This window comes from Paenibacillus sp. FSL R10-2736, assembly GCF_038000245.1.
Lineage (GTDB): Bacteria > Bacillota > Bacilli > Paenibacillales > Paenibacillaceae > Paenibacillus_AQ > Paenibacillus_AQ phytohabitans.
The window spans coordinates 1457112-1480259 of record NZ_JBBOBN010000001.1 but is presented as its reverse complement, the minus strand read 5'-3'; the positions used below and the strand labels follow the sequence as shown (position 1 = coordinate 1480259).

Below are 23148 nucleotides of genomic sequence, written 5' to 3'. Positions count from 1 at the left end.
CTGAAGCCCATTATGCCAGGCTGCGAAGAGCTTAAAGGCTACAACAAGTCCGCAGCCAGCTGAGCCAGATGCGAACGCTCGCCCTTCTCAAGCGTAATATGGCCGCTGATGCCCTGCTGCTTAAATTTCTCAACGATATAGCTAAGTCCGTTGCTCGCGGCATCCAGATAAGGATGGTCGATTTGCTCCGGATCTCCCATCAGAATCACCTTACTGCCTTCACCGGCGCGGGAGACAATCGTCTTCACTTCATGCCGGGACAGGTTCTGCGCCTCATCGATGATGATGAACTGCGACGGAATGGAACGTCCGCGGATATAAGTGAGCGCCTCTACCTGGATGCTGCCCAGGCCCATCAATATTTTATCAATATCTCCGGCTTTTTTGGTATCGAACAGGAATTCGAGGTTATCATAGATCGGCTGCATCCATGGACGGAGCTTCTCGTCCTTCTCCCCCGGTAAATATCCGATATCCTTACCCATCGGGACTACCGGACGGGCGATCAGCAGCTTCTTGTATTTATGTTCGTCCTCCACCTTGAACAGTCCGGCGGCAAGCGCCAGCAGCGTCTTCCCCGTACCCGCTTTACCGGTAATGGTCACCAGCGGAATATCATCATTCAGCAGCAGCTCAAGCGCCATCCGCTGCTGGGCATTCCGGGCGCTGATGCCCCATACCGCATCATTGCCGAGGTACAGCGGTTCGAGCCGGCTGGCATCGCTGTTCACCTTGAGCAGGGCCGATTTGCCGCTGCCAATCTCATCCTTCAGAATGACAAATTCATGAGGGTAGAGCGGGTAGGACAACGACAGCTGTTTGATGGACAAGAAACGGTGACTATAATATTCATCGATCAGCGAAGGATGCACCATCAGCGACTGGCAGCCGGAGTACAGCTCATTCAAATCTCCGGTGCGGTCGGATAAATAATCCTCCGGTGTTATGCCAAGCACATCCGCTTTGATGCGGACGAGTACATCTTTACTTACGAGTACCACAGGACTGGGATCAGCCTTTTCATTCTCCTCATGGAGATAATTGAGGGCAACAGCCAATATGCGGTTATCGTTCGAGACCTCCCCGAACATTTCCTGTACCTTTACGAAGCTGCGGTGGTTAAGCTCTACCTTCAGCGTGCCTCCATGTTCCAGTACCACACCGCTGTGCAGGTGGCCCAGTTCCCGGAGTCCGTCTAACAAGCGTGACACGGTGCGGGCGTTGCGGCCGATTTCATCGGCATTACGCTTCTTGGAGTCGATTTCTTCCAGGACTACAGCAGGAATGACAACTTCATTCGCCTTGAAAGCAAAAATCGAATTGGGGTCGTGCAGTAGCACGTTAGTGTCTAGTACGAATATCTTTTTCATGTTATCCCCTCCACAGCGCCTGGTTTGATTGATCATACATAACTCTTTTCAGCAAGGGCAAGATAAGGTAAACCACTGAACTATGGCTGAAAGGAGTAAGCACATATGAGAAAATCAATGTGTCTGTTGCTGGTACTGCTGCTGCTGACAAGCTGCGGTATCGCTAATAAAGAGACATCACCCTCTCCTCAGGATAAACAATCGTCAAAGGCCTTGAGCAGCCAGGGGAATCACGGAGTACGGACATTGTCCGAAGATGGTACAGCCCTTGAACCTACACCAGAGAACGGACAACCTTCTGACGTTAAGGGCGAAAGCGATGTTGCACTTAAGGATCATTTTGAACAGTTAGCCAAAAGAGTTCCCGGTGTAAACGGAGCCCACTGTGTCGTAATGAACAACATTGCCGTTGTCGGCATTGATGTCGACGGATCGCTTACCCGCTCACGGGTCGGAAGCGTGAAATACACGGTAGCGGAAGCTATCCGCAAAGACCCGAGGGGTGTAAGAACGCTCGTTACTGCCGACATGGACCTCACCAGCAGGTTAGCCGAGATGGGAAAGCATATTACCAAGGGAAACCCGGTATCCGGCTTCGCCTCAGAAATGGCCGACATTATCGGCCGGATCATTCCGCAGCTGCCGGAGGATACCAAACCGCAAGGTAACGGACAATAAGCTTGCACATTCCTGTACAAAGCGCAGGATCTGGAGACAAAAAAAGCCTAGTGATGGCACACTAGGCTTTTTGCATGGCGGCAAATACTTGTCCGTCCAGCTTCTCAGCCGCACGCGCATCGTATACCTTCGCATATTTCGGAGCAGATTCCAGATGAGCGCCGTAGAACAGCGCATTGCGGACCGCTTCAATCTCAACATCAAAACAGCACATCTTAAAAGGAACATCCGGCAGCGGGTCCTGCTTCACAGAAGCACGCCCGTTGATGGCATGAACCGTTCCCTCACCAAACACAGTAATGGTTACCAGCGGGTTGACCTTCATGTTGTTCACAAGTCTGGAACGGTGATCTACCGATAAGCGCACAATAGAAGGGCTCACTGCATAGATCCAGGAAATCGCAGTAGATGTAGGGCCACCGGATTCAGCATCCACAGTGTTTAGAAGAACAAAGGTTTCCGACTGCAGCATAGCTAGCAGAGTTTCGTTGAGCTGAGCAACGGCTTCGGACATAAGTACAGGCCCCCTATGCGGCGTGAGTGCATTCAATTTATTATATTATAGCACAGGATGAAACTTGCATTCAATTTGTAGATTCTTTCCTGCTCTTTAAGGACTGTCTGCGGCCGCAGCAGCAGCGGCACCTGAGAGGCCGGATATCTGGTCCTGAAGGCTTTGCTTGGCTGCGTCCAGCTCCTTATCGTCAATATATACATAGGGACTGCGCCAGGTTCCTGTCACCGGCACAAATTCTACATTCTCCTTAGATATATTCCAGTAAGTCGCTATCATGCTCTTGATCTGGGCATTCTCAATATCGCTGGCCAGATTATCGTCCACGGCATCCAGCACCTTGCCGATTTTGAGCACCCCTCCGAGTGACTGCATCTGCGTGATCAGCGAATTAAGCACTTCATTCTGGCGTTTATTGCGGTCAAAATCATCGGAAGGCTTCGTTGCCGGACTGCAATTGGATTTACGGTAACGTACATAATCAAGCGCCTTATCCCCATTTAGCTGGGCTTGGCCTTTCTTGAGATTAATATCTGTTCCGTCCACACTGTCCGTGTAGCACATATTCTCGCTGATATTGACATCTACACCGCCGAATTCATCCACGATATCCCGGAAACCCTGGAAATCAAGCACAGTAACATAATCGACCTGAATATCGAGATATTTGCTCATCATGGTCTTCATTTCATCCCCGGCCAGAATCCCTGAGGTCTTCTCCTTGCTCTTGAAGCGGGAGTAGAACGCATTGATTTTCGTTTTCTTATAGCCGCTAAGCTCTACGTAAGTATCGCGCGGCAGTGAGACTACGGTCGCCGATTGGGTCTCCGGGTTCAGCGCCGCGACCATAATCACATCCGTCAGATTGGACGGGTGCTTCGGACGGTTGTCAGTGCCTAGCAGCAGCATCGTAAGCGGCTTCTCTGAAGCGGATTGCCCGGCCTGAACCGGCTGGTCCACTCCGAACCCTCCCTGATCAAACTTCCAGTACAAGTACCCTGCGTAGCCCAGCGCCGCAATTACGGCAACCAGGAGGATGATCAGCAGCAGTCTCATCAGCCGGGCGAAAAACCCGCGTTTCTTAGGCTTCTTCTTATTAGATTTGGTTGAGTTGGTTGATTTCGTTGATTTGGTCGAGGCAGCGGGTCTGGACTGCTGTCTGTTGGTTCCTTGCTGGCCGTTCGATCTGGGTGGCAGACTGCCCTTGCTTGTATTCATAATTGAATTAGGTCCTTTTCATTCAGGTAGAATTAGATAACTTTATAATAAGTTAGACGATCCGGAGCACTAAAAGTTGCGCCTAGTGCCGTTTCGCCGCAGCTGCAGCTTTCCGCTTCTGCCGGGCCTCTACCAGGTAGCGGACCCGCACGAGCAGCATTAACCCTACCGCCACCAGCAGGCACTGGATGATCGGAAGTTTGTCATGCTGGAAGATGAGCAGCATTCCCGAGCCTATAGCCATCATAATATAAAGTACGATCTCTTTGCCGATGGGCAGCTTCTGGTTGACGCGAAATACACGGTTATACACATAAGTCAGTAGAATAAAGATGACAATGTAAGCGACAATTGGATGCTCAGCGAACCAGCTCTGCACAGCTCGTCACTCCTCCCGGATATAAGTATCGTTTACATTATATCATCCTCAGCGGTTTTATACTGCTTTTAATCCCTGCAATTTGAACGGTCTTCTGTCCGGAAAAATAAACAAGAAAAGCCGCCGGATTCTTCATCCGGCGGCTTGAATGGGTGACAGCTTACGCTTGGCTGGCTTGCGCCGCTTTACGCTGCTTCTCTACACGTTCGCGCTCACCCTTGTTCAGGATCTTTTTGCGCAGACGAACGGATTTAGGTGTAATTTCGCAATATTCATCATCATTCAGGTATTCAAGCGCGCCTTCCAGAGAGAACATACGCGGAGTCTTCATCTTAACAGTCTCATCCTTCGTTGCAGAACGAACGTTGGTCAGCTGTTTTTCTTTGCAGATATTTACAATGATGTCATTATCGCGGGTGTGCTCACCTACGATCATGCCTTCATAAATTTCAGTTCCCGGTTCCAGGAAGAGAATACCGCGGTCTTCTACGCCCATCATGCCATATAGAGTCGTATTGCCGGTTTCACTGGATACGAGTACGCCTTGGTGACGTCCGCCAACCTGTCCGCCAATCAGTGGAGCATAGCTGTCAAACGCATGGTTCATAACGCCATAACCGCGGGTCAGGGTCAGGAAGTAGGTGTTGTAACCAATCAGGCCACGTGCAGGAATCAGGAACTCCAGACGAACCTGGCCAGTACCATGATTGATCATGTTGACCATTTCTGCTTTGCGTGTTCCCAGACTTTCCATAACAGCGCCCATACTTTCTTCGGGAACATCAATCATCAGGCGTTCAAGCGGCTCCATTTTGGCTCCGTCGATTTCCTTGACGATAACTTCAGGCTTGGAAACCTGCATTTCGTAACCTTCACGGCGCATATTCTCGATCAGGATACCCAGGTGAAGCTCACCACGGCCGGATACGACAAACGCATCAGGGGAATCCGTTTCATCCACACGCAAACTGACATCCGTTTCCAGCTCTTTGAACAGACGTTCGCGCAGCTTACGGGAAGTTACCCACTTGCCTTCTTTACCGGCAAACGGACTGTTGTTCACGAGGAACGTCATTTGCATTGTAGGCTCGTCGATCTTCAGAACAGGCAGCGCTTCTGGATGCTGCGGATCGGCAATAGTCTCACCGATGTTGATGTCCTTGATACCGGCAATTGCTACGATGTCGCCTGCACCCGCTTCTTCAGTCTCAACACGCTTCAGGCCCTGGAAACCGAACAGCTTCTCGATACGTGCTGTTTTGCTCTTGCCGTCACGCATAATAACTGTTACGGACTGGCCCTGCTTGATTACACCGCGGTTAACACGGCCAATGGCGATACGGCCAAGGTATTCATTGTAATCCATCAGAGTTACCAGGAACTGCAGGGGCTCTTCAACTTTTTCAGTTGGAGCCGGGATATGTTCAACAATGGTTTCGTAAAGGGCAAGCATCGTTTCATCCTGCTTCTCAGGGTCCATGCTCGATGTGCCGTTAAGCGCAGAAGCATAAACAACCGGGAATTCAAGCTGATCGTCACTGGCTTCAAGCTCAATGAACAGATCCAGAACTTCATCAATAACTTCCTTCGGACGTGCAGCCGGACGGTCAATTTTGTTCACGACAACGATAGGTGTAAGGTGCTGTTCCAGTGCTTTGCGCAGAACGAATTTAGTCTGCGGCATGCAGCCTTCATAAGCATCCACAACCAGCAGTACGCCGTCAACCATCTTCATGATACGTTCTACTTCACCGCCGAAATCGGCGTGTCCAGGGGTATCTACGATGTTGATCAGGAACTCTTTATAGGTAATTGCTGTATTTTTGGCTAGGATAGTGATTCCGCGTTCCCGCTCCAGGTCGTTAGAGTCCATGGCCCGTTCCTGCAAGTGCTCGTGCGCGCTGAAAATCCCTGATTGCTGGAGAAGCTGATCGACGAGTGTTGTTTTACCATGGTCAACGTGGGCAATGATCGCAATATTGCGAATATCTTTTCTTGAATGCATGATTTGTATCCAAATCCTCTCATTTATCAAATTAAAAATGTTTAAATTTATAGCATGTCACGGCAGTCTCACAAAAGAAGCGCCAGGCAGAAACCCGACGCTCCAACATATCCTTAATAGTATCGTGAAAGCACCATGAAAAGCAAGTCTTTTTCTGAAAAAAACGTTACCAACTTCGTTTAATTTTTCTAATTTTGCCTTACGTCAAATTCAGCGGTGTCCATTCCCTCAATCTGTGCCGTTTGCCTGGCTGTCTTACCAGCCGCCGTTCCACTTCTTGCGCCCGCCCGGTCTGCCCCGGCCCAGCATCAGCCATAGGCCTGCGGCAACCAGAACGGCACCCAGCAGATACAAGGCTCCGGTCCCGAGCAGGGTGAAGATGAACAACACAATGCTTAGCAGCCCAAGGATAACAGCGGTTGTTGTCAGTCCTCTGCTTCTGGCAGAAGAATACAGCGAATATTCATAAAGTCCGACCGCAATGCCCAGCAGCAGGATAGGCCACAAATGCCTCATCAGGTCCCAGCCCCATGTATTGCATAGTCCAAATAGCAGACCGTATACCGTTAATATGCCCGCAGGTATCAATACAGATGCAGAAGCACGGCGGGTGAAGAAGAGCACATGCAGGAACAGGCCCGGAACCAGAATTACGAGCGGCCACAAGGCATGTCCAAGAAATCCGAACACCCCCAGCTTCCCGAACAGAATCACAATGCCGGCGGCGGCGATGAACACACCCAGTTTCATGTCGTTTTTGGAAGACATCTTTCACCCATCCCTTCAAAATTCGCGTCTTTTCTCTGGCCCTCGTCATTTTATATTTTATCTGAAAAATAATTAAAACACCATCATTCTTCGTGTATTCGGGGGAATTGCACAAAAAAGCTGCACCAAAGCTTTCCAGCTTTTGGCACAGCCTCTAGTATTGCCGCTTCTTATCCTGCAGATACCATCCTCCGCTTAAGCATACCTGTTACTACGACAAGAATCCCCAGAACCATCGGCAGCATGGAGTGGAATGTAGGCAGCATGAAGGAAATGACCGCACCAAATTTGGCATCCTGCAGCAGCATATTACCGGCCGTATACGCCAGAATATAGGCTCCGATGAAGACCAGCACCGGGAAACGGTGCAGCCAGCCCACGATGATGCCGCTTCCCCAGACCACAATCGGAATGCTGATGGCAATCCCGATTACGATGAGTGCCAGATCTCCTTTGGCCAAGCCTGCAATCGCCAGCACATTGTCCAGACTCATGATGAAGTCGGCGAGCAGAATGGTGCGCACCGACTTCCATACACTGGAGCTCCCCTCAATCTTAAGTTCCTCCTCCTCCTCCAGCAGCAGCTTAAAGGAGATCCAGAGCAGCAGTATCGCGCCTCCGGCTTCAATATAAGGAATTTTGAGCAGCAGCACTGCGGCAAAAGTCAGGATGCAGCGCAGACCCACTGCCCCTGCAGCTCCCCACCATACCGCTTGCCTGCGGTGCTTCTCCGGGAGATTCTTGCTGGCCATCGCAATGACCATCGCGTTGTCTCCGCTCAGCACCAGATTGATCATCAGTATTTCACCCAGCAGCAATAAAGAATCCATTCTTTTCAACCTCCCTGAACTCCATGTAAATACATGTATGCCTCAGGGTGACAAGCTATGCATCCTGTCCTGCTTTTTTAGAAACTACGCATGAGCGGGGCTGTTCCAGCGTATACAAAATTATAGCCTGCCTGCCGTATGTCAAAAATGCCCGTATATCTTCCCACCAAATTCGAGGAGTGACCCCTATTGAATCCATCCGTTACGGATTTCATATTATCCCTGCTGAATATTGTCTTCCTCGATCTGATTCTGGCCGGTGATAATGCCATAGTGATCGGCCTGGCCGCGCGGAACCTGCAGGGAAGTTCGCAGAAGAAGGCAATTCTGCTGGGCACAGGGGGCGCCGTAGTGCTGCGGATTATCGCGACGATCCTTGTCGTGTGGCTGCTCAAAGTGCCCTGGCTGCTACTATTCGGCGGATTGCTGCTTATTATGATCGCCTACAGACTGCTGACAGGGGGGAATACGGAGGACACGGACATACAGGCCGGAGGAACACTGTGGTCGGCCGTACGGACGATCATTGTCGCAGATGCGGCGATGGGGCTGGATAATGTTATCGCGATCGCCGGGGCAGCCAAACACAATATTACGCTTGTGGTGCTCGGGCTGCTGATCAGCGTGCCGATTGTGGTCTGGGGCAGCACGCTGTTCATCAAGCTGATCAACAGATATTCCTGGATTATCTATATCGGCTCAGCCGTGCTTGGGTTCACGGCCGCAAGTATGATTACCAGTGAGAAGCGGATTGCCCCCTTCTTCGAACAGCAGCCGCTGCTCCACTATCTGTTTATTGCTCTGGTGATTGCAGGCATCCTTGCCGCCGGCCTCTGGCAGCGCCACCGCGCACAGGGCAGAATTCCGCATAGCGGCAATTCTACCCGGTAATGCATATACCGCCATATATCAGAAAGAGGTGCCCCGGCCAACCAGTATTACCGGCTGCAGGGCACCTCTTCTTCAGCTATTCTAGAACCATTCTTCCTGTAAACCTGCCTGTACAGGGATCACATCGCTCGGCTTCTCATCACCGTATGGTGTAATCGATACCGTCTCTGTTCCGGCAACCGCCGCTTCCAGGAGTGTCTGGTACCAGGGCAGCGTGGCTTCAATCTTGTCCACAATCCGCATGTTCGGATTCGTCGTCGGCGACTTGGGCACGAACAGCGTACAGCAATCTTCATAAGGAAGGATGGACAAGTCATAGGTGCCGATGCTCTGGGAGATTCCGACAATCTCACTCTTATCCATCATCACCAGCGGACGCAGCAGCGGCAGCTCAGTGGCCCGGCCAATGACATTCATGCTTGGCAGCGTCTGGCTGGCGACCTGCCCCAGACTGTCACCGGTGATCAGGGCCAGCGCCCCTTCGCGTTCAGCGAGAGCGGTGGCAATCCGCAGCATGGCCCGGCGCATTAGTGTAATAATCAGATTATCCTGGCCAATTCCGGTAAAGGAGGTCTGGACCTCCGTGAACGGAACCAGGTGGAGCTTGATCACTCCGGCATAACGCGACAGTACCCGCGTCAGATCTACAACCTTCTGACGGGCAAGCTCGCTGGTATACGGGTAGCTGTAGAAATGGACACATTCCACTTCAAGTCCTCTGCGCATGGATGACCAGCCCGCAACCGGGCTGTCAATGCCGCCGGACAGCAGCAGCATTGCTTTGCCGTTCGTACCGAGCGGGAACCCGCCGACACCGGCAATATTCTCGCAGAAAATATAGGTATGCCCTTCACGAATCTCAATTCTCAGCTCCATCTGCGGAGATTTCACATCCACAAGCAGCCCGGGATACCCCTGCAGCAGAGGAGTGGCAATAAGCTTACCCATCTCAATGGAGCCATACGGAAAGTCCTTCCATACCCGGCGGGCACTAACCTTGAAGGTCGTTCCTGCTGCCGGGGCAATAATATTCAGGAATGTCCTGCTGGCTGCAAGAATCTCTTCAAATTCCGACCGGGACACCTTCACCGGGCTAATTGAAGCGATGCCGAATACATTCTTCAGTGCATCCGTTAACTCTCCCGCCGGCTCACCGTTCAGTTCGACATATATCCGCCCGAATTCTTTGCTGAGCACCACACCGGGATAGGGTTTAACCATCTCCTTCACATGACGGAGCACTGTTTTTTCGAACCGGCTGCGGTTTTTTCCTTTTAAGATAAATTCTCCAAAGCGCAGCAGAAGCATATCCGCATATTCAATGCTGCTTCCAATCCCCGCAGCATTTGCTCCGTGGTCTGACTCTATAATTGTCATTTGTTATTTCACGCCTCCTTCAGCAATCTTCAAAGACTGGACAGCGGCAAGCAGCGCCTGCTCCAGCTGCTGCACCTCCTGCTTCGTATGGCTGTCACCCAAACTGATACGGATGCCGCCAAGCGCAGCAGCCCGGTCTCTCCCGATGGACAGCAGAACCCGGCTCGGTTCGGCCAGCCGTGACGAACAGGCGGAGCGGGTGGCAACAGCCATTCCCAGTTCCTCCAGCTTCCTGGCCATAACCTCCCCCTTCATTCCGGGGTAAGAGAAATGGACAATATGAGGCGCCCCGTCTCCGCTGCTGTTCAGCACAAGCTCCGGAATTCCTGATATATAATCCTCCAGCTGTTTTTTTAGCGGCGTAATCCGGCGGGTGAATTCCTGCCGCCGTTCGCCGCTCATGCGCACCGCCTTAGCTGTGGCTACAATATTCGGCACATTCTCTGTTCCGGCGCGGTTGCCCATCTCCTGTGAACCTCCTGTAAGCAGAGGGAACAAGGTTACGCCTTCCCGTACATACAGGATTCCTGTTCCGCGCGGGCCGCGGATTTTGTGCGCTGACAAGCTATACAGATCCGCCTGCCATTCCTTCAGCCGGGTCTCCAGCTTGCCATAGCCCTGCACCCCATCGACATGAAACAGTGTCCGGCGGTTCACCGCCTTGACCTGCCGTCCGATCTCACGCAGCGGCTGCACCGTGCCAATCTCATTATTCACATGCATTACACTAACCAGCACGGTATCCGGCCGGACCGCAGCTGCAACCCGCGAGGGTTCGACGACTCCGGAGCTGTCCGGTGCAATAAAGGTAATCTCCCAGCCCAGCTGCTGCAGCTGAAGACAGCTCTCATAGACCGAAGGATGCTCAAGCTCGGTAGTTATCATATGGCGGCCTCTGCCCTGATATTGAAGCGCCGCCCCTTTGATGGCCAGATTATTACTCTCCGTAGCTCCCGAGGTGAACACAATCTCCTGCGGCTGCACGCCCAGCGCTGCCGCACACACTTCCCGCGCACGCTTGATCAGCTTGTCCGCCTCCGCCCCCGCACGGTGCAGAGATGAGGGATTGGCAAAGTGCTGCCTCATGACTTGTTCCATAGTCTGCACTACCTCCTCATACGGCGGAGCGGCAGCGGCATAATCCCAATACAGCATATATCGGCGTTCTCCTTTGCTTATCGTTTCAGCATTCCCATTCTGCCAAGCATATACAGCTACGCCGTCCTTTATTGGATGGTAGCCTTTCAGCGAGAAAGAATAAGTATAGCAAAATTCATACTTTATTTATATGTTGCAAAAAGGATCAAACAGGCTGCTGCCGCCGGAGCGGCTGGATGCAGATTCCGTTTGATCCTTTATATTATAACGCGTATTGCGCGCGGGCGCGTTCTATTTTGGCAATATAGGCCTGAGTTTCCTTCGGAAGCTCTGAGAGATTAGCCATCAGTTCGGCATCGTTGCTGACGCCAAGCTTATTAACTCGGCCTGGTCCGGCATTATAAGCGGCCAGTGCCATATTCTCCTCGCCATTGTAACGTTTGAGCTGGTAAGAAAGGTAGCGTACGCCTCCGTCAATGCTCTGGGCCGGGTCAAAGGGATCGGAGACACCCAGACCGTTCGCCGTTCCATCCATTAATTGCATCAGCCCTTTGGCCCCTGCAGAAGAAACAACATTAGGATTAAACGAGGATTCCGTATCAATTACAGCCTTGATCAAATCAACAGGAACGCCATATTTCGCACTGGCCGTCTGGATCAGCTCTTCGTAATCCGTCGGTACTGTGTGCGTTATTTCCCCGGAAATGCCGTCATACGTTTCAGCTGTTCCACCAAGCTGCTGCCAGAGCAGATTACTAAGTGAAGAAGCATCCGTGAGTGAGGTTAAAGTGCTTCCGCTGCTGCCGCCGGTTGCGGATTGCAGGGCCGCCTGCTGTAGTAAAGCCGCGAATTCCGCTGCCGAAGAACCTGTTACCCCGGATGAAACCTTGCCGCTTCCGCCCTTCATGCTTGAACTCCTCAGATCAACCCATTTCAGTTGCCCGGTTCCGCTTGCTGCAGCGGGATCGATTGCCATGCTCCCATTCCCTCTTTCATCATAAATCTATATAAACATAAACAAAATAAAGCATTCTATTTAAATTTGAAATACGGCTTTATTTTACAATTTATTTGCAGTAATTACTATATGCCAAACAGAAAAAACAGACCTCAGACCCGTATAGTTAGGTCTGAAAGCCTGTTTTGAAATCAAATTTCTGCATGCAGCTTACTCTAACGGGCAAAAGGAATTAAGACAAAATAACTTAAGGTAGAGACAATTCCCAGTCCCATGGACCAGGCGCCAGCAGTTTTTTGCCCCCTGGCATAGGCATAATACCCGAGCACTGCAGCAATAGGCCCCATAATTATTGACCAGATAAATAAGGAAACCACACCAAATCCGAGGCCAATATAACCGATTGTCCGTTCATCGCTTTCCTTTACACTGCCGGTTGTACGTTCTGTTTCCCTGCCTGCGGTACTATGGACCTGCACGGGAAGCGGACTGATTTCAGCAGCATATTCCTCGTTATGACTTCTGTCCCGGCGGGGATAATCCACTCTGCGCGGACGCAAAATAATCTTCCTGCGTTCCGAACGGTCCACTTTGGGTTCATCATTCTGATTGTCCATAAGGGCCTCCTCTAGGCGTTCGGCTTGAACGTCAGACAACAGGTTGCGGATGAAGTTCCGGCATGGTCATGATGATTATTTGCCGTCAGCTCTTCAGCATATTCTTCCTTGAAATGGCTGCCTGCATGCTTGTCAATTTCAATAACAATTTCTTCGGCACGGCACAGGTTCTGTTCTCCCCAATAATGACAGTTGCTCACACTGCATCTCACAAGCGGTTTTGCGTTTGTCATAATGATCACCTCGGCTTCATTATGTCCTCTCCGCTTTACTGCTATGCGGCTGAATGGTTTCCAGCTGATGTGCACGCAAAAAAGACCGGGCTGTCATGTTGCTCATGACAAACCCGGTCCTTTACCTGAAACTGGCAGCTCCGGTATTACACCTGATTCTGCATCCGTTTCTCCGTTAAATAATCGTTCTCATAATAAGCCAGATCATCACGCAGTTCTTCATAGACCTTGGTAATCTCCATAATAATATCGCGCGCCGGACGAACCGGCTTCTTGCGGAAACGGATCGCATCCTGACCTGTGTAGGCATAGCGTCCATCTTCCGAGTAGCTTTCATTCTTAGGATAGAAGAAGTTGTTCACTCCAAAATGATATACATTATATAGCGCTTTTTGCGCGAAGGCTTCATCAAAAGTGGCGCGGCGCAGAGCAACCCCAAGCTTCTCATAAGACATCTCCGAGAACACCAGCAGATGGCGGAGATCGGACAAGAACCCTTGATAGAAGTGCAGTGTTTCTTCATCCTCTTCGGCAACCAGTTGCGGAAGCGCATGCTCGTTCAGGAACAGTTCCATTTTTCCGATTACGGATTTAAGTTTTTCTCTCGTCGATTCACACAATTTCTGCACATTAGCTGCTGACATGGCGATTGCTCCCCCTTATTAGTCCTTGCTTTGTAGTCGTTACGACATAATCATTTCGAGTAGTTCTATCTTGATAGTATCACAAAACTTCACCGGTCTCCACCCACCGCAGGTGAGGAGAGTCATCCCGGTCCGTCAGACCGGATACAAGCCCCGGAAAGCGCTTATTTTCTGATATTAACATAAAACCCTGTACGGCGGTATCCTTTTCTCCGATGCATAAAACCGGCCCTCTCTTCTAAACCTAACGGGTATTACAATGCCAGGAAGGAGCGGAAACCATGTCACGAAAAAACTTAACCGTCGCCGGTCTGGTCACTGCTGCGCTGACGGTGGTGCTGCTTACTTTTGCCCTGCGGCCGGAAGACAGCGCCATAAGCGGTACCTTCAGACAAGCCTCTGTGCCGAATCCCTCTCAGGAGAAAACCATTAAGAAAACAGCCCTGGTACAGGATGTGAGTGCTACTGACCGCCTGAACCGCGTGGATGTAAGCAAACATCTTAGAACTATGCTCTCGGATACCCACGGCGCTTCGCCTGAGGATATCTCAGCATATGCCAGGAACTTACAGCAGGGACACGGTCATATCACCATGCTGATGCTGATTGATTTCCGCACGCAGAAGACAACTACCTATAAATCCTCTCTTCCGGAAGGAACGGACCAGGAGAACAAGCAGCTGCTCAAATACCTGAACACAGCCAAGTCGGCCATCAAGGGGCATCAAGCCTATGAGTCCCCGTCTTTTGTAATCGGCAGCAAGAAATATTATTTCGTGGCACAGCGTGACCAGGAGGGCCAGCTCGGTGTCATTGCCCTGATCAATCAGAAGATCCTTGACCGGGTAGCCCAGCACCAGCTGAAGAATCTCCGTCTGATCCCTTATCCTAAGGAAGGCAAGTACCGCGTAGAATCCGTTCATGCCGATACACTGCAAGACCTCACTGTCAAGACAGGCCATGACAACGAGAATGCCAGCCACTACTACGAGAACGAGATCGTCGTCCGGTTCCGGAGCGGGCATCCTACAGCAGGCCAGCTCCAGACCATTGCCGCAGATATTCAGTGCAAGGAGCCGCGTAAGCTGGGGTATGCCTATATTTTCCGCTCAGAGAAGATGAACTATTCCCAGCTCAAAACCTACTTCGCTTATAAATGGCACCCGCAATATTCTGAGCCTCACTATATGTATTTAACCAATGATACAGTGAGCGAAAATACAGGAGCCAATGTTATAACGCCTAATGATCTGCTCTTCTCCACCTATCAGTGGAATCTGCCGGCCATTGAAACAGAGCTGGGCTGGAATCTGTCCAAAGGCAGCAAGGAAGTCGTTGTAGCCGTGGTAGATACCGGAGTTCAGGCGGACCATCCCGATCTGCAGGGCCAGCTGTTGGCCGGATATAATGCGATAACTAACGGTGGAGCGCCGGATGATGATGTCGGGCATGGCACGCATGTCTCAGGCATTATCGGAGCATTGACCAATAATGAGGAAGGTGTGGCCGGCATCAGCTGGTATAACAAGATCCTTCCGGTAAAAGCACTCGACAACTCCGGGGCTGGCACCACTTATTCCGTTGCCGAAGGCATTATCTGGGCTGCCGACCATGGCGCCAAAGTGATTAATCTCAGCCTGGGCAATTATGCCGACTCCCAGTTCCTGCATGATGCCATCAAATATGCCTATGACCGCGACGTTGTCATTGTCTCCGCTTCCGGCAATGACAATACCGAACGGCCGGGCTACCCTGCCGCCTATGAGGAGGTAATTGCCGTGGCTGCAACCAATTCCACCGGAGAGAGAGCGTCTTTCTCCAATTACGGGGATTATATCGATGTGGCTGCACCCGGGGAGAGTATCGCCAGCACCTATCCTGATAATCAGTATGCGGCATTATCCGGCACCTCGATGGCCAGCCCTCATGTGGCAGCGCTCGCCGGGCTGGTACGCTCGCTGAACCCCGAGCTGAGCAATAAGGAAGTAACCGAGCTGCTGACCTCAAATGCGGTGGATCTGGGTGATGCCGGACATGATAAATACTATGGCTGGGGTCAGGTAGATATCTACAAGACACTGCAGGCTGCCGGCGGAGGACAGGTTCCCCTGCAGTTATTCCCCCAGCATGTCGGTAAACAGCTGAAATCCATGCAATGAGTTAGGCGCTTGTCCGCCTGGCCTGACGCGGGAAGGCTTATTAGCGGATTGAATGCAGATGCCTGTCCAGCAGGTGCAGGAACTGTCTGAGCCCGCGCTCCATGTCTTCTTGCGTAAGCTGCGAATAACAGAGCCGGATATGGCGGGAAGGCGTGTCTCCGGCATAGCAGACATCTCCGGGCAGGAAGGATATCCCTTCCTGATCAGCCAGCGCATGCAGCTTGTCAATCCCGGGGGATTCGGGCAGCTGCAGCCATAGGTTCAGGCCGCCCTCAGGCAGCGTCCAGCTGACTCCGGCCGGGGCATACTGCTTCAGAAGCATCGCCGCCGCTTCCTTGCGAAGGCGCAGGGCGGTCCGCAGCTTCGCCGCGTAAGCCTCATACCTGCGGTCGATGAACGGCAATACCGCGCGCTGGGTCAGCAGCGGACTGCCCAGGTCACTCGACGACTTGGCGGCAATCAGCCTGGACAGGATATTGCCTTCAGCGGCAACGCAGGCGATCCGGCATCCGGGCGCGAGCACTTTGCTGAAGCTCTTCATATAGACTACATGCCCGGCGCCATCCATCGATTTGATCGACGGCGGGGGCGGCTGATGGAAATACAGATCACTGAACGGATCATCCTCCACAATGAGACAGCGGTAACTGCGGGCAAGCTCCAGCAGCCGCTGTCTTCTTGTTATGCTCATCGTAGCGCCGCTGGGATTCTGAAAGGTAGGGTTCGTATAGATGAGCTTCGGCGGTCTGCGGTCACACATTGCAGTAAGCCTGTCCACCCGCATCCCTTGCTCATCCATCGGAACGAAGATCATCTCTGCCCCCCGTCCGGCAAAAACATCAATGGCCCCCGTATAGCTGGGTGCCTCCAGATAGACGGTGTCCCCGGGACCGACAAAGGTCCGGGCCACCAGATCGATTCCCTGCTGTGAACCGCTGGTAATCATTAAGTCATTGGACCCAATCGCTATGCCCCGGCTCTGCAGATGCCTGCGCATCACCTCCCGCAGCTCCTGATCCCCCTGGAAATTCCCGTAGGAAGCCATCAGCTCCGGCTCTTCTTGTACCAGAGCCGCCATAGTGGCGCCAATCGGTTCAAGCGGAAGGAGGCTGCTGTGTATTGCTGCCAGATGGAAGGGATACTTCACTTCCGAATAATTGAAGTTGCGCCACAGCTGTGCCCGCGGCAGGTAGTCGTCATAACTGTCCTGCCATCCGGCTGAAGTATCGGGCAAATTCCGCTGCCGCTCCGCTACATAACAGCCTTTGCCCTGGCTGCAGACAATATGGCCGCGGGTTTCCAGATCAGCATAAGCCTTGCTTACGGTTACCTGGCTTACCTTCAAGGAGGAGGCCAGGCCTCTTACGGAAGGCAGCTTACTCCCCGGCTGGAGCAGTCCGGAAGTGATCCGCTGGGCGATTGTCTCACTGATCTGCTGCGGCAGAGATTTAGTGCTGCTGCGGAGTAAATCAATACGCATCCCGTTTCCCCCTGACTGTTATATTTAGCGCTTTACTGTTATACTGCTATACCGTTATGATACAACAAAATTCAGATTAGCGGGGAGCATGAACCATGAAGATCAATTATGCTGAGATGACGAACCACCTGGGGTCCTCAGCTGTCCGTGACATTCTCAAAATTACGCAGGGCAAAGATATTATCTCGCTGGCAGGCGGCCTGCCTGCTGAGGAGCTGTTCCCTGTAGAGGCTGTCCGCGATGCCTATAGCCGTGTACTCTCCAGTGATGTTTCAGCGCTGCAATACGGCTTAACCGAAGGATACCTTCCGCTGCGTGAAGCGGTCGCTGCAAGATTGGGACAGCAGGGTATTCCGGTGTCTGCACAGGAAATGCTCCTCACCACCGGTTCCCAGCAGGCTATAGACCTGCTCTGCAGAATACTTATTGATCCGGGTGATGCCGTACTGGTGGAAGCCCCGACTTACCTGGCTGCCCTGCAGGTGCTGGGCTCCTACCGCGCAGACATCCGTGTTGTAGACAGCGATGAACAAGGGATGCTGCCTGAGCATCTGGAAGAACAGCTCCGTACGCACCGGCCTAAGCTCCTGTATGCCGTCCCTACGTTCAACAATCCCTCAGGTGCAACCTGGAGCAAAGAACGCCGTGAACAAGTTGTAGGGCTATGCAGGAAATACGGCGTGCTGATATTGGAGGACAATCCGTACGGCGAGATTGCCTTCGATGAGACACCGGGAGCATATCCGCCTGCGCTCGCCGCCATTGACAGAAGTCTGGACGGGGATTCCTGTGTGGTCTACACCGGTACGTTCTCCAAAATCGTTGCACCCGGACTGCGCACCGGCTGGATCACCGGGCCCCTGGAACTGATTCGTGTCGTTGCCAAAGCCAAGCAGGCTGCCGACCTGCATTCCAGCGCCATTGATCAGCGCGCTCTGCATGAGCTTCTGCAGAGTTTTGACCTTGAGGGCCATATCCGAGTGATCTCCCGTGAATATCAGTCACGGATGAAGCTGCTCTCGGCTGAGCTCTCCTCGCGGAACTGGGAGGGGGCCAGCTTCCTTGAGCCGCGCGGCGGCATGTTCCTGTGGCTGACCCTGCCCGGCCGCATCCATACCGCTGAGCTGCTTCCGCTCGCCGTAGAGCAAGGCGTCGCCTTCGTTCCCGGTGAGGTGTTCTACTCAGAACATCCGCTGAAGAATGCGATGCGCCTCAACTTCACCCATACACGGCCGGAGCTGCTGCCGCTTGCGGTGCAGCGGCTGGAGACAGCCATGTCCCGGTATGAGGAGCGCTTGCTTCCTATGTAGCCATCCGCCGGATGTTACCTGTAACTGTATACAAAAGGCGGCCCCCTGAGGAGGCCGCCGTCTTAATGTCTGTATGTGTATTGAGTTACCGCACAGTGCTTATTCGTTGTCAGTTAGGAAAGTTTGCCGTAAGCCGGGTTCTGTGCTCGTTGTGGTTCAAACGGGAACTACCCTCCCACCATAAGCGACAATCATCTATCTAGGCCATACATTACTGCACAGCTCCAGCGACCAACCTAGACACGCCTCAGGCGAAGGCTGCTTCTCCCGGTTAGGGAAGACGCTGCGTCTCATTAGGTCTTGCTCCAGATGGGGTTTACCAGGAACGAAGTCACCAGCGTTCCTCGGGGTCTCTTACACCTCGGTTCCATCCTTGCCTGTGCTGCCCGAAAGCAGCCATCGGCGGTCCATTTCTGTGGCACTATCCTTCGGCTCGCGCCGACTGGACGTTATCCAGCATCCTGCCTTATGGAGCCCGGACTTTCCTCCCGCGGCGTTCTCACGCACACCGGCGATTGTCTGTCAAACTTTCCGGAACAACATTGTATATTATACAGACTTGGACCAGCGGACACAAGTGTAAATAATTGCAGCCCAGCAAGCTTAGAGGAAATTAAAAGGCTCGGTGTTCAGCTTGGAGGCATGCACCACAGTACTGCACTTATGCTCCGTCAGCTTACCGGCAAGAAATTCCGCTACTTTCTCCTTCATGATCTTCTCCGCGTTATGCCCGGGATCGATCAGTGCGATGCCTGCCAGGTGTGCATCCTGTGCCGTATGGTAATCGATATCACCGGTCACCAGCACATCCGCTCCTTTGAAGATGGCACTGCTGTAATACTTGGCACCGGACCCGCCCATCACAGCCGCCTTGCGGATAGGACGGTTCAAATCACCAACGACACGCACATGGCCGACATCCAGACCGCTCTTAACGGTCTCCACGAATTCTCCCAGCGTGGTCGGCTCCTTAAGCTTACCCACTCTTCCGAGGCCGAGGCTGCGGCCCTTGAGGTCCATGGAATAGAGATCATAAGCCACCTCTTCATACGGATGAGCCTTCAGCATCGCCTGCACAACTTTGTTCCGGATCGGTTGCGGCACAATGGTCTCAATGCGGATCTCTTCAGCCCGCTCCAGCTTGCCTTGCTTGCCGATATAAGGGTCTGTCCCTTCCTGCGGAATGAAGGTGCCATAGCCTTCAATGTTGAAGCTGCAATGGCTGTAATTGCCGATCCAGCCCGCACCGGCATTCAGAATCGCATCCAGCACCTTCTGATGGTGATCCTTCGGCACAAATACAACGAGCTTGGACAATTGCTCCGTATGAATATCCTTGATCGGTGCACCGTTCTCAATACCCAGCGCTTCCGCCATCCAGTCGTTCATTCCGCCTTCCGCCACATCCAGATTGGTATGGCTGATATAGACGGCAATGTCGTTTTTGATCAGCTTCTCATACAGACGGCCCATGGGAGTATCTGTAAGAATGCCTTTGACCGGCCGGAAAATAATCGCGTGATGTGCGATAATCAGATTGCAGCCCTGGGCAATCGCTTCGTCCACGACACTGTCGTTAACATCCAGCGCGACCAGCACGCCGGTGATCTCCTTCTGCAGACTGCCCAGCTGAAGCCCGACATTATCCCATTCCTCCGCCAGATGCTTCGGGGCAAGCTGCTCCATATATCCTATTACAGTCTGTCCTTTGGCAAACATTCCAGCACCTCCGCTATCCGCTTGATCTGTGCACTGATCTTACTGCGCTTCTCTTCTGCCGCCTCCAGCTCCGAACGCGACAATGAGGTCAGGATACCTTCCAGCTTAGAGATTTCCCCCTGCCACTTCGCCGTGAACACTTCATTTGGCGCTTGCAGCAGCCAAGGACCCATCTGCAGCAGCAGACCCTGATCAAGGGCCACCTTGCCGCCGGCGAGCGTTTGTTTCCGGTACAGCTGTTCATTCGTCCGGCCAGCTTCAGTGCCTTCAGGGACCGCTGTCAGGATCTCATAAGTTTTGCCGTCTTCCTCCAAAATATGCTCCGAGATCAGCACCCAGCCGTTACCAAGCAGCCAGCGGCGCAGAATATCCTCGCCCACATTGGGCTGCAGCGCAAGTGTCTTCACCCCTGCCAGCTTACCCAGTTGCCGGCCGCGTTCAAGAATAGCGGCGATTAGCGATCCGCCCATGCCGGCAATTGTGATGCAGTCTGCTTCCCCCGGCTCCAGCACTTCCAGTCCGTCTCCACGCCGTACAGCAATCTGCTTGCTGAGGCCTGCTTCGGCTACGCCTCTGCCTGCTGCTTCATACGGTCCCAGGTTTACTTCCCCGGCAATTGCCGAAGGCACACGCCCGCTCATCACTGCAGCAACAGGCAGCAAGGCGTGATCTGAACCAATATCAGCAAGCCTGCTTCCTTCCGGCACCTGCTCCAGCAATCGCTGAAGCCGGTCAGATAATTTTACGTTGTTTACGTTATTCATGAGGCCACCCACGTTATCCATTTTTTTCTGAAGATGAACAGCAGCCCTAAGCCAACAGCGATCTTCAGTATTAATACAAGCGAAGTCCATTCCGGGAATCCCGATCTGAGCCACAGCGCATCGATTTCCGGCATCAGCCAGAGTGAAACGCCGACGCCCAGGTACACACCCGAGACCCCGCTAACCCGGTGATACAAAAGCCAGCTGAGCCAGATCATCAGCACACAGAGCGGAAGCCAGAGCAGTTCCAGCATGAGAATGGAAGCATCCGGCCTCGCCTGGCCGAAGAATCCCGCATACAGCAGGGCCCAAAAGGCAAAACCGCAAAAATGAAGGAGTCCGATACGCAAAAAGAAGCCAAGTACACACCATAGAAGACCGCAGGCTGCAATCAGCAAAGGTCTCCAAAAGTCCGGATCCAGATCATGCAGAGCAATTAACCATAGCCCGAACCCAAGGGTTAACACGCTGCCGATTCCTGCAAGCACCAGACTGATCATCTTGTTGCGGTCCTGATAAATAGCAGAATAGCCATAACATACAATTAATACACAGAGCGCCGTGGCAAGTTGCAAAGGCCAGGGAAAAACGCTAAAATAAAGACTAATCAAGAAAATCAAGGAAATTATTCCAAAACCAAACAGCCATATTTTGATGCTGCCCTGTTGGAGATTCCGCAGCGACACCGGATTGCTATCCTTAATTTCTGCTTGATCATCATACAGGTTGGTCAGGAAGTCACAATATTGCTCCGGCAGCAGCTTGCTTCTTCTCCAGTACTGAATTTCTCTTAAAATAGTGTCACGTTTCTCCAAATTCAACGGCTCATCCCTCTTTCCAGATCCTGCATCTGACCTGTTACATAACCCCCACACAGTGGGGCTTTAGCTTCGATGATGACTCAGGTACATTGCGGGGACCCCAGAATATACACAAAGGACCTCCTGCCACCGTGCAGCAGAAGGTCCGGCCTTATACGTCTATTCGAGGAAATCCTTCAACCGCTTACTGCGGCTCGGGTGACGCAGCTTGCGCAGTGCTTTGGCTTCAATCTGGCGGATACGCTCGCGGGTAACACCGAACACCTTACCCACTTCTTCAAGCGTTCTCGTCCGTCCGTCATCCAGTCCGAAGCGCAGGCGAAGCACGTTCTCTTCACGCTCGGTGAGCGTGTCCAGCACATCCTCCAGCTGTTCCTTCAGCAGCTCATAAGCCGCTGCATCCGCAGGCGCAAGCGCCTCCTGATCCTCAATGAAATCTCCCAGATGCGAATCATCTTCCTCACCGATTGGTGTTTCCAGTGATACCGGCTCTTGGGCAATCTTCATGATTTCCCGAACCTTCTCAACGGTCAGTTCCATCTCAGCCGCTATCTCTTCCGGCGAAGGCTCACGTCCCAGCTCCTGCAGCAATTGGCGGGAGACCCGGATCAATTTGTTGATGGTTTCCACCATGTGCACAGGAATACGGATCGTACGTGCCTGGTCGGCAATCGCGCGGGTAATCGCCTGACGAATCCACCAGGTAGCATAGGTACTGAATTTGAAGCCTTTATTGTGGTCAAATTTCTCAACGGCCTTGATCAGACCCATGTTGCCTTCCTGAATCAAGTCCAGGAACAGCATACCGCGTCCGACATAACGTTTGGCGATACTGACTACGAGCCGCAGGTTCGCTTCAGCAAGTCTCCGCTTCGCTTCCTCGTCACCATTCTTGATTCTCATTGCCAGTTCCACTTCATCGTCAGCCGATAACAGCGGAACACGCCCGATTTCCTTCAGATACATCCGGACGGGGTCGTTGATCTTGATGCCCGGAGGCAGCGACAGATCATCGTCGAAGCTGAAATCATCACTGTCTTTGTCCTCATTATCCTCACTTGGCCGGAGGCTGTTGACCTCTTCATCATTCTCATTCACAACTTCGATCCCCAGATCGCTCAGCTGCTCGTAGAATTCCTCCATCTGCTCGGGGTCTTGATCAAACGGCGATAATTTCTCCATAATATCTTTGTAGTTCAATGATGATCTTTTCTTACCATGGTCAATAAGCTGGTCCTTAACCTGATCCAGAGTAAATTCCGCTTCCAGTTCAGTATGCTGATCGTTCGCCATAATTCGACTCCCTCCTCCCTAG

General features: G+C 52.4%; 22 protein-coding genes and 1 other RNA gene. 4 read left to right on the top strand and 19 right to left on the bottom strand.

Annotation, left to right across the window (positions count from 1 at the left end; all coding sequences use genetic code 11):
• Nucleotides 1–38: 38 nt before the first annotated feature.
• Nucleotides 39–1370: a PhoH family protein gene (locus NSQ73_RS06350; protein ID WP_039304201.1), complete on the bottom strand. Its 1332-nt coding sequence runs from the start codon at nt 1368–1370 to the stop codon at nt 39–41.
• Nucleotides 1371–1475: 105 nt separating this feature from the next.
• On the opposite strand from NSQ73_RS06350, the gene NSQ73_RS06345 reads away from it, so the two are divergent.
• Entirely contained in the window at nt 1476–2048 is a 573-nt protein-coding gene (locus NSQ73_RS06345; RefSeq protein ID WP_171721005.1) for a YhcN/YlaJ family sporulation lipoprotein, read from the top strand.
• 61 nt (nt 2049–2109) lie between these two features.
• Here NSQ73_RS06345 and NSQ73_RS06340 read toward each other — a convergent pair whose 3' ends face one another.
• The 6 genes from NSQ73_RS06340 to NSQ73_RS06315 all read right to left on the bottom strand — a co-directional run bounded on the left by NSQ73_RS06340 (nt 2110) and on the right by NSQ73_RS06315 (nt 7762).
• Nucleotides 2110–2562 (bottom strand): pyridoxamine 5'-phosphate oxidase family protein, encoded by a 453-nt coding sequence (locus tag NSQ73_RS06340; protein WP_042216746.1) that lies wholly within the window; start codon nt 2560–2562, stop codon nt 2110–2112.
• A gap of 96 nt (nt 2563–2658) precedes the next feature.
• Nucleotides 2659–3780 carry an LCP family protein gene (locus NSQ73_RS06335; RefSeq protein ID WP_340985756.1) on the bottom strand — a complete coding sequence of 374 codons (1122 nt, stop codon included), beginning with the start codon at nt 3778–3780 and terminating at the stop codon, nt 2659–2661.
• 82 nt (nt 3781–3862) lie between these two features.
• A complete protein-coding gene (locus NSQ73_RS06330; protein ID WP_042139406.1) occupies nt 3863–4159 on the bottom strand; it encodes a YlaH-like family protein in 297 nt (98 codons plus the stop codon).
• Between the two features lie 160 nt (nt 4160–4319).
• Nucleotides 4320–6164 carry a translational GTPase TypA gene (gene typA / locus NSQ73_RS06325; protein WP_039304185.1) on the bottom strand — a complete coding sequence of 615 codons (1845 nt, stop codon included), beginning with the start codon at nt 6162–6164 and terminating at the stop codon, nt 4320–4322.
• 255 nt (nt 6165–6419) lie between these two features.
• Nucleotides 6420–6932 carry a hypothetical protein gene (locus NSQ73_RS06320; protein WP_076244067.1) on the bottom strand — a complete coding sequence of 171 codons (513 nt, stop codon included), beginning with the start codon at nt 6930–6932 and terminating at the stop codon, nt 6420–6422.
• Between the two features lie 170 nt (nt 6933–7102).
• Nucleotides 7103–7762 (bottom strand): TerC family protein, encoded by a 660-nt coding sequence (locus NSQ73_RS06315; protein ID WP_340985755.1) that lies wholly within the window; start codon nt 7760–7762, stop codon nt 7103–7105.
• A gap of 189 nt (nt 7763–7951) precedes the next feature.
• Here NSQ73_RS06315 and NSQ73_RS06310 point away from each other — a divergent pair, with 189 nt between their 5' ends.
• Complete coding sequence (locus NSQ73_RS06310) at nt 7952–8653, top strand: TerC family protein (protein WP_039304177.1); 702 nt, start codon at nt 7952–7954, stop codon at nt 8651–8653.
• A gap of 81 nt (nt 8654–8734) precedes the next feature.
• Here the strand turns inward: NSQ73_RS06310 and thiI are convergent, their stop codons facing one another.
• From thiI to NSQ73_RS06280, 6 genes are all read right to left on the bottom strand, one after another.
• On the bottom strand, nt 8735–9961 hold the full coding sequence (gene thiI, locus NSQ73_RS06305; RefSeq protein WP_445669657.1) for a tRNA uracil 4-sulfurtransferase ThiI: 1227 nt from the start codon (nt 9959–9961) through the stop codon (nt 8735–8737).
• Between the two features lie 72 nt (nt 9962–10033).
• A complete protein-coding gene (locus tag NSQ73_RS06300; protein WP_340985753.1) occupies nt 10034–11185 on the bottom strand; it encodes a cysteine desulfurase family protein in 1152 nt (383 codons plus the stop codon).
• A 205-nt stretch (nt 11186–11390) separates the two neighbouring features.
• Nucleotides 11391–12104, bottom strand: coding sequence for a lytic transglycosylase domain-containing protein (locus tag NSQ73_RS06295; protein WP_042139411.1), 714 nt, complete (start codon nt 12102–12104; stop codon nt 11391–11393).
• 197 nt (nt 12105–12301) lie between these two features.
• Nucleotides 12302–12703: a hypothetical protein gene (locus tag NSQ73_RS06290; RefSeq protein WP_042139414.1), complete on the bottom strand. Its 402-nt coding sequence runs from the start codon at nt 12701–12703 to the stop codon at nt 12302–12304.
• A gap of 11 nt (nt 12704–12714) precedes the next feature.
• Complete coding sequence (locus tag NSQ73_RS06285; RefSeq protein ID WP_042141544.1) at nt 12715–12936, bottom strand: DUF1540 domain-containing protein; 222 nt, start codon at nt 12934–12936, stop codon at nt 12715–12717.
• Nucleotides 12937–13082: 146 nt separating this feature from the next.
• Nucleotides 13083–13580 (bottom strand): YpuI family protein, encoded by a 498-nt coding sequence (locus NSQ73_RS06280; protein WP_042139416.1) that lies wholly within the window; start codon nt 13578–13580, stop codon nt 13083–13085.
• A gap of 281 nt (nt 13581–13861) precedes the next feature.
• Here NSQ73_RS06280 and NSQ73_RS06275 point away from each other — a divergent pair, with 281 nt between their 5' ends.
• A complete protein-coding gene (locus tag NSQ73_RS06275; RefSeq protein WP_340985752.1) occupies nt 13862–15739 on the top strand; it encodes a S8 family peptidase in 1878 nt (625 codons plus the stop codon).
• A gap of 40 nt (nt 15740–15779) precedes the next feature.
• On the opposite strand, the gene pdxR is transcribed toward NSQ73_RS06275, so the two are convergent.
• Nucleotides 15780–17219, bottom strand: coding sequence for a MocR-like pyridoxine biosynthesis transcription factor PdxR (pdxR, locus tag NSQ73_RS06270; RefSeq protein ID WP_340985751.1), 1440 nt, complete (start codon nt 17217–17219; stop codon nt 15780–15782).
• 95 nt (nt 17220–17314) lie between these two features.
• Here pdxR and NSQ73_RS06265 point away from each other — a divergent pair, with 95 nt between their 5' ends.
• Entirely contained in the window at nt 17315–18529 is a 1215-nt protein-coding gene (locus NSQ73_RS06265; RefSeq protein WP_340985750.1) for an aminotransferase-like domain-containing protein, read from the top strand.
• A 114-nt stretch (nt 18530–18643) separates the two neighbouring features.
• On the opposite strand, the gene rnpB is transcribed toward NSQ73_RS06265, so the two are convergent.
• The 5 genes from rnpB to rpoD all read right to left on the bottom strand — a co-directional run bounded on the left by rnpB (nt 18644) and on the right by rpoD (nt 23126).
• An RNA gene (rnpB, locus tag NSQ73_RS06260) (RNase P RNA component class A) lies at nt 18644–19060 on the bottom strand.
• A gap of 72 nt (nt 19061–19132) precedes the next feature.
• On the bottom strand, nt 19133–20248 hold the full coding sequence (locus NSQ73_RS06255) for a Nif3-like dinuclear metal center hexameric protein (protein ID WP_340985748.1): 1116 nt from the start codon (nt 20246–20248) through the stop codon (nt 19133–19135).
• Complete coding sequence (locus NSQ73_RS06250) at nt 20224–21012, bottom strand: tRNA (adenine(22)-N(1))-methyltransferase (RefSeq protein WP_340985747.1); 789 nt, start codon at nt 21010–21012, stop codon at nt 20224–20226. The genes NSQ73_RS06255 and NSQ73_RS06250 overlap by 25 nt, the downstream gene beginning before the upstream one ends.
• Entirely contained in the window at nt 21009–21833 is an 825-nt protein-coding gene (locus NSQ73_RS06245; RefSeq protein WP_340985746.1) for a hypothetical protein, read from the bottom strand. The genes NSQ73_RS06250 and NSQ73_RS06245 overlap by 4 nt, the downstream gene beginning before the upstream one ends.
• 159 nt (nt 21834–21992) lie before the next feature.
• Nucleotides 21993–23126: an RNA polymerase sigma factor RpoD gene (gene rpoD / locus NSQ73_RS06240; RefSeq protein WP_039304147.1), complete on the bottom strand. Its 1134-nt coding sequence runs from the start codon at nt 23124–23126 to the stop codon at nt 21993–21995.
• Between the last annotated feature and the right edge of the window lie 22 nt (nt 23127–23148).